Genomic DNA, 13,146 nt, shown 5'->3' on the forward strand with positions numbered 1-13,146 from the left:
CTACCCTTCCCAGCCGAGTTGCGCGACGGCTTCGCCTATCGTCACGATCCTGCAGTTCTTTGCCGCATAGGCGACCAGATGCTCGAACGTCCCTGGGGTGCAGCCGAATTGGGTTGGTGTATCGGCGATGTCGTGCGTGAAGAAGATCAGCCATCCCGGCATTGCCGCCACATCGTCGATCCAGCGGGTGAGCGAGCGTGAGTGGTCGTCCGGCTGGCGGATCTCCACACCCTTGAGCATCAGATGATCCACCTTGCCGCGATTGATCGCCTCGCCCGCCCCTCTGCAGGTGGCGTAGAGGGAGCGGAGCGTTCGACGAGCGGGGGGCCAAGCGGCGTTATACGGAAAGGCGAAGTTGCGGACGGGCTGCTCGACGCCTGCCGCCTTCAGATAGGCCGCATTCTTCGTCAAATCCGCACTCAGGCTTGCATCAAGGGAGCGGAGCTTGCGATGGGCGAAGGTATGGCAGCCGATCTCGTGTCCGCGCTGGAAGAGTTCGCGGCAGCCCTCGCCCGAGATCAGCGTGCGATCGGGCTCGACGCGCGAAGCGATACCGCCTGAAATATAGAAGGTGCCGCGGCCGCCGTATTTCTCGAGGATTGCCGCGCCGTTTGTCAGCGCCGTGTCCGGCACGTCATCGAAGGTGAAGGTGACGAGCGGGGTGTCGGTCAGCACCTCCCGCTCCCGCGCAGCCATTTTCCATACCAGACGATTGATCGCGCGGTCGATCAGTTCGTCGGCTCTTCCTTCAAAACCCCGCATTGCCCCTAGGCTGTCGCCCTCCCCGTGAATGAATCGTCCGAGCCGACGCCTGGAACCGGAAGCCATAAAGCGCCAGCATGAAGGTGAACCAGAGCATGTTGCCGCCTTCATAGAACAGGCTTTCGAGACCGGCGTTGAACAGCGTGTAGAGCCAGATCCGCGTGTAAAGCCGGGTGAGCGGCGAATGCTGTTCCTCCGGTCCCATGCGCGAAATGTCGCGAAGCGGCAGAAAGAGAACCCAGATCAGCGTCAGCACCAGCCCGGGGATGCCGGTGGTGAGCGCGATGTCGAGATAGGAATTGTGTCCGTTTGCGGCAGCTACGGCCCAGGTTTCGATCGTGCCACCGCTATAGACCAGCTCTTCCGTCTGCCAGAATGCCTTGAAGCCATGTCCGAGGATTGGATTGTCAGAGATGGCGGAAAAGGCGAAGCGCCAGATATCGGCGCGGTTCGTGAAGGTCGCATCGATGCCGAGCTGCGTGAGAAACTCGCCGAACGGCTTTATCACGGCAGAACCGACCGCGAGGAGGTTGAACAGCGCGATGCCACCGACCGCTATGGGTATCCGCAGGAAGCGGAAGCGCTCGAAGGTCCAGGCTACGATGATGGTGGCCGGTAGCATGGCACTGGATGTCTTGCCGCCGGTTTGAAGCAGGAAGAATACCGCTAGCACGACAATGACCGCCCCGAGGAAGCGCGACCAAACGCTCATGACGAAAAGACCAAAGAAAGTGGCGACGACCATTGCGGCGGCGGCGCTGTTCTTGTGCGGGAAGTGCCCACGCCACAGTCCGGCGTTCATCGGCTCGCGCAACTCGGAAGCCTGATGGATCGAGATCGCCGGGTTGAAGACGATGCCGTAGTAGGAAAGCGCCAGCGCTGCGAGCGTCCCGAAGGCCAGCATCTTGGCGAAATGACGCTCGGAAACGGGGAGAAGCAGATAGAAGCTGGCATTGACGGTCATCAGGATCGCCAGCACCACGCCTTTGATGCCAAGCATCGGATAGTTGGACAGGAGGGAAACGAACAGAAACCAGGAGAACAGCGGGATGAGCAAGGCACGCGGCTGAAGGATCGTATTGCGCAGCGTGTGTAGCATGCCGAAAAGCAGGATGGAGCCCGATAGCCCTAGGGAGATGAGCTGGTTGAGCCGATTGGAAACGCCTGCGGAGGGATCAAGAACCGCCGCGCCCGTCAGATCCACGAAGGGATTGAGCGAAATCCAGAAAAAGAAGAAGAGCGCCATGAACAGCACGGTCCGCGCTGCCGTACCGAGCCCTTTCTCCGGCAGGTCGACGGCCGTCAGCTGCGCCGTCTGCATCTCGGGCGCTCCCTCATCGCGCGGCGGCTTGCGGCTGGCTGGAATATCTGAACAGGCCAAGCAACAGCGCCGCGCCGAGGCCGAGGAGGAGCCCTATAAAAACGCCGGCGGCCAGAATGATAATCGTGCGGGGTGGCCAGCTTCGCGACTTGGGCGGCGCGGCGTGCGAAATGACGCGGATGTTGCTCGTATTGATCTGTTGCCGCTCGGTGATCTCCTGACTGCGGGACAGGAAGGTTTCGTAGAGTGCGGCCTTGGCCCTCGCATCGCGCGTCAGTTCGCGGAGCATCACCAGGGCGCTGTTGTCGTTGTAGACCTCGGCCTGCTCGGCAAGCCCCTTCTGGCGCAACTCTTCAACCACCGACTGCGCCTGCTCCGCGTCGATTCTGGCAGCATCGACGATACGGCGAGCCTCTGTCTCGATCGCGCGCCCCACGGCAGTGATCTCGGTCCTGATTGTTTGCAAGCGCGGATGCCGGTCGAGATAAGTCAGTGAAAGCGCCTGCAACTGCTGCTGCAGACGGTCGTACTGGGCACGCAGTTCGATGAGCGCTTCGGATTGGAACGCAGGAAGAGTGGCAGAGCGTCTTTCTTCCAGCGCCCGATTAAGTTGGTTGTAACGCATCTCAAGCTGGATCTGGCGTTCCTGGGCCCGCAGGAGCTGCTCGTCCAGCTCGGTGGAGCGACGCTCGCTGACAAGCTCCTCGCCGTTCGACTGGAGGCCGTTGTTGCGCTTGAATTCCTCCACACGCGCCTCGGCCTCGCTTACGTTGGCGCGCAACTCGTCGAGCCGTTCGCTGATGCTGGCCACAACCCGACCCGCGCTCAGCGAAGCGGCCTCGAACAGTTCCGCCTCGAATGCATCCACGATGGCGTTGGAAAGCTCAACCGACTTCAACGGGTCTTCCGTCCACACGCTGAGCACGACCACATAGGAGCGCTCCTCCCTCTGTGCAGTGACGCGCTCAGAAAGGGCACGCAGGACACCCAAATTGTGGTCGGCCGTCGTGGGGGTGCCGGAAATCATCCGCCTGAGCGGATCGAACAGGCTGGGCTTGACGAACTCCGGATCCTCCGTGAGGTTCATCTTGTCGATTACGCGCTCCAGCACGTTGCGTGATGTCAACACCCTCAGCTTGCTTTCCACCTCGAGCAGTTGCGTATCTCGCTGCTGGTTGTTTGCGAACACGTCGTCGTTGACGACCTGCAGATTGGCCGGGTCCACAACGATATCCGTGTAGGCGGTATAGCGCGGAGTGGCGGTGAGTGCGTAGACCAGCGCTATAGCCACACAGACAAATGTAATGGAGGCGATCAGAACTTTTCCCTGGTCGATCCAGGAGATGATGTCGTCCGGGGAAAGGTCGCGCAGCCTCTCCAGACGGTCGGAAACGCTGAAGCGCGTGGAGGGGGCCGGCGCGACGACCTGCGCGGACGGTTCCGCCCGTTCCGCTTTGGCCTGATCCTCCGCGGCGGCGGCAAACATGTTCAGGAGAGAACCCTGCCCTTGGGGGTTTTTGGCCGGGATTTGACGGCTGCCAAGGCGTCCGCGACGCGGTTCAGCTACTTCATACATGCCAGTCTCGCCCGCCTCTGGTCAGCCCGACACCACGACCTCATTACACTTAAGGGGACCCTAAAGCGCTATGGTTTAACATATCTTAATCCGTGGGAAAGCGGGCCCTTCCCCGCCCTAAGCGCCGCCAGTGCCTCAGAATGCGACGAGCAGGTTGCTCCAGCTTTCCGATGCAAGTCCGCCGATATACATGTTGTCGTCGAGAACTGCATCTACAATCTCGGGATGGCGGCTGGCCATACAGAAATAGCCGGAATGCCTGAAGGTGAGTTGCCGTTGCCGCATAATCGCCTTCATGAGGAAGGGCTGAGCCATGCCCCTTGCATCGCAATATCCTTCGGCATCGAAAAAGGCACATAGCTGTTCGATGACTTCCCGCTCCCTTCCTTGCGCGCAAATGAGATTGAGCACGCGGGCGATGCCGTTCGCCTCGCCGAAGTAGAGCACAAAGCCTGCGGTTTCGCCTTTCGGGTCGAGAATTTTGCGGCAGTTCAGCGGACCGCATGCCGTGTTCTGGCTTGCCAGGCCGATAAGCCAGGAGAATTCCTCGCGCGACCATGCAGGTCGCACGTAAAAGCGCTTGAGCACAGTGCACGCATACTCCCTGAACTCCTCGTAACCTGCCGGTGCAATGCGATATCCGGGGCCGGCAGCCGGCTTGAAGGAGGGTAACAGCCGCCGCGCTAAACGGTCGAGCGGGACGGTGATGACGCGCAGCGGGAGCTTCCGCAAAGCCGGAGCGGCAGCGAAAAGCCGCTGGAGAAAGCTCGTGAAAGGACGGAAGACGCGCTGCCACTCCAGGCTCTGAACAGGAAGAACACGCCCGCCGCCGGCCTCCCAATGATCGGCGCTGCGCGGCGATGCATTGTCGGAGAAGCAGAAATCCTGGTGCTTCGCCCGAAGCGTTCTCGCCAGATGGGCTGCGCCAAGGGCGCCGGACTTGTCTTTTGCCATGAAGGCGCAAAGAAGCCTTGCCGTGAGCGTTCTTTTGCCCACCCGCAACTGCATGGGAACTGACAGAATGGCACTGTCGATCTCCCCTTGGGCATTCTCGTGGACAATGCTTCCGTTTTCCGGTGTGTAGAGGGGGCTGGAGAAGGTTACTGTCTCCAAGTAGCGGTGGAGCTCCGGGCTTCCCTCCGCCTCGTTTTTCCTGAAGATGCAGTTGAACAGCTTAGCGACGGAGGCGATGTCGCCTTTTTCCATCGGGCGTGTACGTCCCCGACGCCACGCGGCGATCGGATCAGCCGCCATGTCTTTGCTGTCCGGCACGGCCATAACGCCGGTATCGCGCATCTCTATAGCCTTCATGGCCGAGCCTCCCTCAGAAGACGCGCCTCGGCAGCCGAGCCCTTGCTTTTGCGGATGACGTGCACGAGGACGAGCCATGACGCCACCACCATCGCGAACTCAACGACATAGAGGGAGACGATTGTGCCTGTCGGCGGCGCATACCAGCTGGCCCAGGCGGTCAGGACTGCGCCGAAGAGACTGCCCAGCGACATCACGGTGCCGCGATAGGCGTGATTGCCGGATGCCCCCAACGCCTCCACCGCAACCGACCAGATCGCGAGCAATATGACGATCCAGCACATAAGGCGCACGAAGGAGACGAGCGAAACGTAATCGTGGCCGAACAGATAGGGCAGGAGCGGCGCGATGATGAAAACGCCAATGGCGGCAGCGATAGAGATCAACGTCGCCGCGGCAAGCACCTTTTTGACCCGCTCGACCATCTGGTGCAGTCCTCCCGCGCTGGCTCTCGCCGAGCCGGGATAGATGAGGCGGTTGAGCGCCTCGACCGAGAGATAGCTGCTTTCCAGCATCCTGCGCGCAACGCTGTAGCTCGACACGATCTCTGCAGTCGAAACGAGGCTCAGGACCAGGAGATCGACATTCTGGCGTGCGGCCCGGAGGATGAAGGGAACGCTGAAGTAGATCCCGTTCATGATCTCCTCCCGCACGATCCTGAATTCGGGCCGGCCCAGCCGCATGAGAATGCGGAAGCAGACGAGCGCAACCAGGATATGGCAGGCGAGCTGCCAGACCGCCCATTGTCCCGTCGTCGACACGTCAAATATGACGCACGCCAAGACCGCGGCGGCCGTCCTTGCGACCGCGAAGCCCACGACCACCTTGTTGGCCGTGCCGAACTCGCTGCGCCCGATGAATATCTGCTCCGTCAGCACAATCAGCCGGACGAGCACGATATTCGTGACGAGCATGGCCACGATGAAGACGAGGTTGAGGACCGGGTTGTCTGAAAGCTTGAACAGGAAGGGCAGCACAACCGCCCCTGCGGCCACTAGGATCACTCCGCTTATGCCCGTCAGGATAAGATTGTGACCAAGCATAACGGGATAGGCGGAAGTGTCTCGCGCCACCCGTCGTACCAAGGTCTCCATGGCACCGAGCCCGCACAGATGCAGCGCGACGCTGCAGATCGCGGTGATTGCCACGAACAGGCTGAACTCATCGACGCCAAGCCACCGGGCGAGGATTGCGAACGTCGCCAGTTGCGCGGCGGAGCTGATGAGAAGGCTGCCGCTCGACGCCACATAGGTGAAGACCGTCCCAAGGAAGGACCTGAAGTCGCCTGTGATGTGCTTGCCCCCGAACATCAAATTCCAAGCCCTGCCGCGCGCTGTCCCCCGCGCCGGCGAAGGAAACCTATCACCGCTCGTCGTTTTATCCTATTTCGAGCGTTAATACGCGGCGGGAATGATCTTGCGGTTAACACGCGGTCAGAGGCTTCGCAATCGGCTTCAAGCTCCATTTACCTGTGTCGACTATACAGGCATTTCGGCTTGAAAAGGGGCGTGGGATGGCGAAGCAAGAACCAATCGAAATTTCCGTGAAGGGGCTGTCTTCGGCACCGACGGTGCGTTTCATGGGCATCGAGTTGGAAATGGCTCCCGGCGTTCTGGTGCCGCGCGAGGAGACGGAGCTTCTGGGCCGCAGCGCGGTGGAACTGCTGCAGGGGATGTCCGGTGAAGCAATCGTGATCGACATGTGCTGCGGCTCGGGCAACCTTGCACTGGCTATCGCTGCCGCGGTCCCAACGGCAAGGGTTTGGGCGTCCGACCTCACTGACGATACGGTGGCTCTTGCCCGGCGGAATGCCGAGCGCTGCGGCCTCGCCGGCTCCGTCAAGGTCGTGCAGGGCGACCTCTTCTCCGGGCTTCAGGATGAGGGGTTGGAGGGCAAGGCCGATCTCGTCGTCTGCAATCCTCCCTATATCTCGACCCTTCGCCTGGAAGGCGATCGCGCCGCTCTGCTCGAAAACGAGCCGAGGGAGGCCTTCGATGGGGGGCCTTACGGTCTTTCGATCCACCAGCGCCTCGTGCGTGAAGCAGCGGCCTTTCTCAAGCCCGGTGGATGGCTCGCCTTCGAATTCGGCGAAGGGCAGGACCGCCAGGTCAAGATCCTGCTTACCCGAGCCGGTTTTTACGAGCCGGCCCGCTTCGCCGCGGACGCCGCCGGCACGCCGCGTGTCGCCATTGCCCGCAAGAAGCAAGAGCAATGACTGCCGTTCGGCCGCTACAGGAAGACGATATAGCCGCCGTCGCGGGGCTGTTTCAGCGCATCTTCAGGGATCAACGCCAGCCCCCGCCCGAAGCGCTCGCCGTCTATCTGCGGCGGCTTTACCTGGAATTTCCGGGGCACGATCCGGAGATTGCCTCGCTCGTGCATCTGAGGGAGGACGGCGGCATTTCAGGCTTCATCGGCGTGACGACGCTGCCGATGACGTTTGAGGGACGGCCGCTGCGCGCCGCCGTCTGCGGGTCGCTCATGGTGGAAGACCGTGAGAGCGATCCCATGGCGGGCGCACGGCTTCTGAAAGCATTCCTCGCCGGGCCGCAGGACCTCTCCTTCAGCGAGACGGCGAGCGAGGTGTCGGCCGCAATGTGGACGCGGCTGCGCGGCGTGCAGCTGCCGCAATACAGCCTCGACTGGGTCCGCATGATCCGGCCCTTTTCCTTCCTTGCGCAAGCGGCTTCCGGGAAGATGCGTGCTCTAGCTATGCTGTCGCCGCTGGCGGGCACGATCGATACGCTCGCCCGTAGGCGCATGTCGGCGGATGCCTTGCGCTGGTCCGGCATACCGGAAAACTGGAAGGGCGTGGGTACCTGCAGCGCGGTTGAAATCACCCCAAACGAGTTTGCCGGACTGGTAGCGCCATTCACCGCTCACTTCCAGCTTCGACCGGACTGGGCGCCGGGGCAGCTTGAGCAAATCCTCGCTGACGCGCAAAGCAAGGCGAAATATGGGCCCGCCATGTTCTGCAAGGTCGTTTCGCGAACCGGCAAGACGGTCGGCGGCTTCTTCTACCACGGCGGGCGGGGCCGGATCGGCCGTGTACTGCAGACGCTTACCCTTCCAGGCCAAGCAGGCGCTGTGATCGATGCCATGTTTGCTCACGCCGCGGAGCAAGGTCTTGCCGGCCTGCGCGGACGCACCCAACCGGCCCTGCTGGAAGCCATGCTCGGGCGACGCGTCGCCTTCACGCATCTTGCCTCGACCGTCGTGCACGCACGTGACGCCGGAATCGTCCAAGTGCTTCAGGAGGGCAAAGGATTCCTGAACGGCATTGCCGGCGAGCATTGGAGCCGGCTGATTGGCGACCGGTTCGACTGACGGATAGGGTCCGTCTGCGCTGAACCTCCTCAGGAGGCGATTTCAGCTACGGTTTCGATCAGTTGAGGCTCCAGGTGGAGATAGCGGGTCGTCTTGCGCTTGGTAGCGATATCGGCCCACACACGCTGGACCTGCTCCTGGGTGAGCGCGGCGGCCGCCGCAACGGCGGATGCCGGCAGGCCGTGGTTGAGGCCGTAGAGACACAGGTCCATCCGGTCATAGGGGAGCGAGAAGTAGAATTCCTCCTGTGTCTGCTGCAGCGAGTAGGTATCCGTTGTCGGCGGCCTGCGCCGGATCTCTTCCGGTACGCCGAGATAGGCGGCAAGATCGTAGACCTGCGACTTGTAGAGATGAGCTATCGGCTTCACGTCGGCCGCTCCATCGCCGTTCTTGACGAAGAAGCCCTGGTCGTATTCGAGCCGGTTGGGCGTGCCGAGGACGGCGAAGTTCAGCCTGTCGGCGTGATAGTACTCGATCTGTTTGCGGGTGCGCTGCTTCATGTTTGTTGCTGCGACGATGCCCAGATAGACATCCGGCGTCATCCGCAGCTTCGTCTGCTTTCCTTGCGGATCCTGCACCACGAGGAAGGAGATGTTGTAGCCGTCCCCCTCCAGCGCGTTGGCGATGACGATCTTCGATGCCCAACCGGGACCGTACTCGGGAACGAGCTTGCGGATGAAGCTGTCGCGCCGCTCATAGCAGCCCATTGCCTGAAGGGTCGGGCCGATGTCCTCCACAACGCCATCATCGATGCCGAAGGTCTGCACGACCTCCCGGCCGAGCCGCAGGCTCTCCGGATCGGAGTCATTTTCCGGCATGAAGAGACAGAGGACGTTCTTTGCGCCCGCCGCCCGGACCGCAAGCGCCGTGCACACGCTCGAATCCACGCCGCCGGAGACGCCCAGCACAAGGCCGCGCTTGCGCAGCGCACGCAGCTGGGCCCTGAGGCCGGTCACGATCCGCTCCGTCTCGGCAGCGGGATCGATGGCGAGCGTGGCGGAGGAGAAGGAAGCGGCGTCTTGTTTCATTCTGCTGGCTCTATCGTTTCGGCCGCAAGCCTGCGGCTGACCTTGCCCGTGTCCGTCTTCGGCAGCTCGCTGACGAACCGCACGAGTTTCGGGACCATGAAGTCTTCCAGGTGTTTGGCGCAGTGGCGGATGACGTCGCGCTCGGAAAGTACGGGATCGGTCGCCACCACTATGGCCGCGATGGCATGGCCCAGCACCGGATCGGCCACCCCCGTCACCACGGCTTCGGCGATCGCCGGATGGGCGTGGAGGACCGCCTCCACCTCCTTGGGCGCCACCTTCTCGCCGCGCGTCTTGATGATGTCATCCTTGCGGCCGACGAAATAGAGGAAGCCGTCGGCGTCGGTGCGGAAGAGGTCTCCGGTGTAGAGCACCTTCTCCCACGGATTGAGGCCCGGGCGCAGCATTCTGGCCGTCGCCTCCTCGTTGCGCCAGTAGCCCTGCATGACGTGCGGACCGCGGATCACCAGTTCCCCGACCGTGCTAGGGGGAACGGGTTTGCCTTCGTCGTCCACCACGAAGGCTTCCGTGTTCGGGATCGCGATGCCGACGGAGTCCGGCCGATTGTCGAGTTCCTCAGGCGGCAGGTACGTGCAACGCTTGCATTCGGTGAGCCCGTACATGGAGTAGAGTTCGACACCGGGGCACAGCTCGCGCAGCCGGGCGATATGGGGCGGCGGCAGGGCTGCAGCGGTGTTGGAAAAGTAGCGCAGGCTCGGCAGGAACCCGGGCTGGAGATCGCGCATCTGCAGGATCATCGCTGCCATCGTGGGGACCAGCGGGAAACCGGTCACCTTTTCCTTGCGCATCAGCTCGAAGGTCGCCTGCGGGAAAGCGAAGGACTTCTCCAGCACCAGTGTCGCGCCGAGCTTGATCGACATCAGGAGCTGATAGAGCCCGTAGTCGAAGGCGAGTGGCAGGGCATTCAGGATGATGTCATCCGGCGTGTTGCGCAGGTAGGTTGTGATGGACGTGGCGGCCGCTTCCACGTTGCGGTGCGTCATCATTACGCCCTTGGGCCGGCCTGTGGAGCCGGAGGTATAAATGAGCATGGCGAGGTCGACATCGATGCCGCCATGCGGAACGGGAGCGGGCTTCGTCTCCAGAGCGTCCGCAAAGGAGAAGGCGCCTTCCGGTACGGCTTCACCGGGCCTCTGCGTGGAGAAGAGAACAAACGGCCGGCCGCACAACGCGCGTGCCTCGGCGGCGGCGGGCAGGAGCTTGGCCTGTGTCAGCACCGCTGCGGCCTCGCAATCCCCCACCACATAGGCCAGTTTCTCGGCCTTGGTGGAGGCGTTGATCGGGCTGAAGGTGGCGCCGGCCTTCAGCACGGCGAAAATGGAGACCGCCGCTTCCCAGGAATTGTCAATGAAGACCAGGACACGGTCGTTGCGGCGCACGCCGCTGGCCGCCAAAGCCGCCGCCAGGCGGTCGGACAGCACATCCAACTCGTCGTAGGAAAGCCGCCGGGAGCCGCAGATCAGAGCCGTCTTGGCCCCATCGGCAAGGACGCTGCGTTTCAGAAACTCTTCGACACGCATACGGGGTCTCCAGCCTCGCCGCTCATGCGGACTGAGACGCCTTCGCGCCGACTCTGGCGCTGACAAAAGCGGCGATCCGGTCGAGCGAGTCGAGATTCGCCGGAACGATGTCGGCATCGGCCATGGTCACTCCGAACTGCTCCTCGATGAAAGCGACGAGCTCCAGCACGCCGGTCGAATCGATGATGTCGTTCTCAATGAGCGACGCGTCTCCTTCGAGTGCGAAGGACGTGTCGCCGAACAGGAAATTCTCAACGATGAACGCACGCACGCTATCCTTGATGTTGTTTGTCATTCCCATCTCCTTACAAAGCTTACGCGGCTTTTGAGGCCCGGAAGCGCGAACCCGTGAACGTCTCAAGCCAGAGCTGAGACGAAAGAATACCGACAAAGGCGGCGTTGTCGCGAAACCCGGTGAGCGGCTGCTGACGGCTTTTCGCGAAGAGCTTGGATACGGAGGCCGGATTGAAGAGACCGCCGGCGGCAAGCTTTTCCGGGCTCATGGCCTCGCGCACGTAATCCTTCTCGCCAACTCCCCTAAATGACTGGCTGTCGGGGGCGCGGTAGGGCTGCTTGGTCCGCCGCAGGATCGTTTCCGGCAGCAGGTCCTTGGTTGCCTCGCGCAGGATGTGCTTTTCGACCAGCCGTTTCAGCTTCATTTCTGGCGGAAGCGTTGCAGCGAACTCCACCAACCTGTGGTCGAGGAAGGGGAAGCGCCCTTCTATGCCGTGCGCCATGGCCATGCGGTCGCCCTGGCTCGAGAGGATGTAGCCCGGCAGGAGGAATCGGGATTCCAGATACTGCGCCTGATGCAGCGGGTGCCAGCGGCCGAACTCCGGCGGCAGGCGGACTGCCAGTTCCTCCGCTGCATTGTAGCCGGCAAGGGTCTCACGTAGATCCGCGGAGAAAAACAGCTTTGCCGCCCCCGTCGCGCGGAACCGGGGATTGTGGGAAAACAGTGGATCGTCGGGCGAATCCGCGCCGGCACCGAAAAAGGCGGCCAGATATTCGGCCGACTGCTGCTTTAGGCCCGGCAGGTAAGGATAGAGCTTGCGGAAGAGATGGGGCCGGATGCGCGAGCCCGGCTGGCGCGCGCAGAAGCGGCGCACCCGCGCTTCCTTGAACAGGTCATAACCGGCGAAGACCTCATCGGCCCCCTCGCCCGTCAGCACGACTTTCAGGCCCTTCTCGCGGACTAGGGCGGAGAGCTTGAAAAGCGGTGCGGGCGCAGTCCGCAGGATTGGCCGCTCCGTGAAGCGGACGACTTCGGGAAAGACGGTGGCGATGTCGTCGTCCCGGCACTCTACGGTGCTGTGCATGGTTCCGAGGGCGGCGGCCATCTCCTCCTGAAACGCGCTCTCGTCATGCTCGTCGCTGTCGAAGGTGACCGAGAAGGTGCGCAGAACCTCCGGCGTCATGCCTGCCGCGAGCGCGGAGATGATCGAGGAATCGAGACCGCCCGAAAGGTAGGAGCCCACCGGCACGTCGGCGCGCATGCGCAGACGCGTGGCATCTGAAAGCAGGGCGTGCAACTCCTCGGCCGCGGCGTTCTCGTCCGTGTGGCGGCTGGGCGCGCCGAGATCGGGAAAGGAAAGCGACCAAAAGGGCCTGACCGTCCGCTTCCCTTCTTCGACGATCATCATGTTCGCCGGTTCGAGCTCATGGATGCCCTTGAAGGGGGTACGCGGGGCGATGGGCGCCCAGAGCGTGAAGATTTGGTCGAGCGCGACCGGGTCCATTTCCGCTTCGACACCCGGCACCTGCAAAAGCGCCTTCGCCTCGGAGGCGAAGAAGAGCGTGTCTCGAACGGTCGTGTAGAACAGCGGGCGCACGCCCATCCGGTCGCGCGCAAGGAACATGCGCCGGCGCGGCGCGTCCCAGACGGCGAAGGCGAAGTCTCCGTTGAGGTCGGCAAGGCAGTCCGGTCCCTTCTCATCGTAGAGATGTAGGATGACTTCGGTATCACTGGATGTGCGGAAGACCCTGCCGCGTGCGCGGAGCGCCTCACGCAACTCGACATAGTTGAAGATCTCGCCGTTAAAGGCGATGGACAGTCTCCCATTCTCGCTGGACATGGGCTGCTGACCATCGGCAAGGCCGACGATCGAAAGGCGCGTGTGACAAAGGCCAGCGTCGGCGAAGACGGCGACGCCGCTTTCGTCGGGTCCGCGGTGCGCAACGGCAGAGCCCATCCGCCTAAGCAGCGGCTCCGCCTCAGCCGGCGCTACGCCCGCACCGAAATATCCACCAAAGCCGCACAAACCTCAGCCCCCAACATCG

Annotated in this window: 11 protein-coding genes; 2 read left to right on the top strand and 9 right to left on the bottom strand. The window is 62.5% G+C overall.

Translation table 11 applies throughout. The annotated features are described in order from the left end of the window. From N5A92_RS14585 to N5A92_RS14605, 5 genes are all read right to left on the bottom strand, one after another. Positions 1-762 carry a polysaccharide deacetylase family protein gene (locus tag N5A92_RS14585; RefSeq protein WP_313958421.1) on the bottom strand — a complete coding sequence of 254 codons (762 nt, stop codon included), beginning with the start codon at positions 760-762 and terminating at the stop codon, positions 1-3. Beyond that, a complete protein-coding gene (locus tag N5A92_RS14590) occupies positions 749-2,083 on the bottom strand; it encodes an O-antigen ligase family protein (protein ID WP_260904027.1) in 1,335 nt (444 codons plus the stop codon). The genes N5A92_RS14585 and N5A92_RS14590 overlap by 14 nt, the downstream gene beginning before the upstream one ends. 13 nt (positions 2,084-2,096) lie before the next feature. After that, on the bottom strand, positions 2,097-3,659 hold the full coding sequence (locus tag N5A92_RS14595) for a GumC family protein (RefSeq protein ID WP_425248586.1): 1,563 nt from the start codon (positions 3,657-3,659) through the stop codon (positions 2,097-2,099). Positions 3,660-3,794: 135 nt separating this feature from the next. Continuing rightward, on the bottom strand, positions 3,795-4,970 hold the full coding sequence (locus N5A92_RS14600; RefSeq protein WP_260904030.1) for a GNAT family N-acetyltransferase: 1,176 nt from the start codon (positions 4,968-4,970) through the stop codon (positions 3,795-3,797). Beyond that, a complete protein-coding gene (locus N5A92_RS14605; protein WP_260904032.1) occupies positions 4,967-6,280 on the bottom strand; it encodes a lipopolysaccharide biosynthesis protein in 1,314 nt (437 codons plus the stop codon). Before N5A92_RS14605 ends, N5A92_RS14600 begins: the two co-directional genes overlap by 4 nt. 203 nt (positions 6,281-6,483) lie before the next feature. Between N5A92_RS14605 and N5A92_RS14610 the strand changes: the two genes are divergently transcribed. Beyond that, positions 6,484-7,185, top strand: coding sequence for a N5-glutamine methyltransferase family protein (locus N5A92_RS14610; RefSeq protein WP_260904034.1), 702 nt, complete (start codon positions 6,484-6,486; stop codon positions 7,183-7,185). Continuing rightward, the gene (locus N5A92_RS14615) at positions 7,182-8,297 is read left to right on the top strand and encodes a hypothetical protein (protein WP_260904036.1); all 1,116 of its coding nucleotides are present in this window, start codon (positions 7,182-7,184) and stop codon (positions 8,295-8,297) included. The genes N5A92_RS14610 and N5A92_RS14615 overlap by 4 nt, the downstream gene beginning before the upstream one ends. A 29-nt stretch (positions 8,298-8,326) precedes the next feature. On the opposite strand, the gene nadE is transcribed toward N5A92_RS14615, so the two are convergent. From nadE to asnB, 4 genes are read right to left on the bottom strand one after another with little or no spacing between them, the layout of a single operon-like run. Continuing rightward, positions 8,327-9,325, bottom strand: a complete 999-nt coding sequence (gene nadE / locus N5A92_RS14620; protein ID WP_260904039.1) for an NAD(+) synthase — start codon at positions 9,323-9,325, stop codon at positions 8,327-8,329. Further along, positions 9,322-10,866: a class I adenylate-forming enzyme family protein gene (locus N5A92_RS14625; protein WP_260904041.1), complete on the bottom strand. Its 1,545-nt coding sequence runs from the start codon at positions 10,864-10,866 to the stop codon at positions 9,322-9,324. Before N5A92_RS14625 ends, nadE begins: the two co-directional genes overlap by 4 nt. Positions 10,867-10,888: 22 nt before the next feature. After that, positions 10,889-11,161: an acyl carrier protein gene (locus N5A92_RS14630; RefSeq protein ID WP_260904042.1), complete on the bottom strand. Its 273-nt coding sequence runs from the start codon at positions 11,159-11,161 to the stop codon at positions 10,889-10,891. A 19-nt stretch (positions 11,162-11,180) separates the two neighbouring features. Further along, positions 11,181-13,127, bottom strand: a complete 1,947-nt coding sequence (asnB, locus tag N5A92_RS14635) for an asparagine synthase (glutamine-hydrolyzing) (protein WP_260904043.1) — start codon at positions 13,125-13,127, stop codon at positions 11,181-11,183. Positions 13,128-13,146: the final 19 nt, after the last annotated feature.

The sequence above is a fragment of the Chelativorans salis genome, assembly GCF_025336525.1.
In the GTDB taxonomy this organism is placed as follows: domain Bacteria; phylum Pseudomonadota; class Alphaproteobacteria; order Rhizobiales; family Rhizobiaceae; genus Chelativorans; species Chelativorans salis.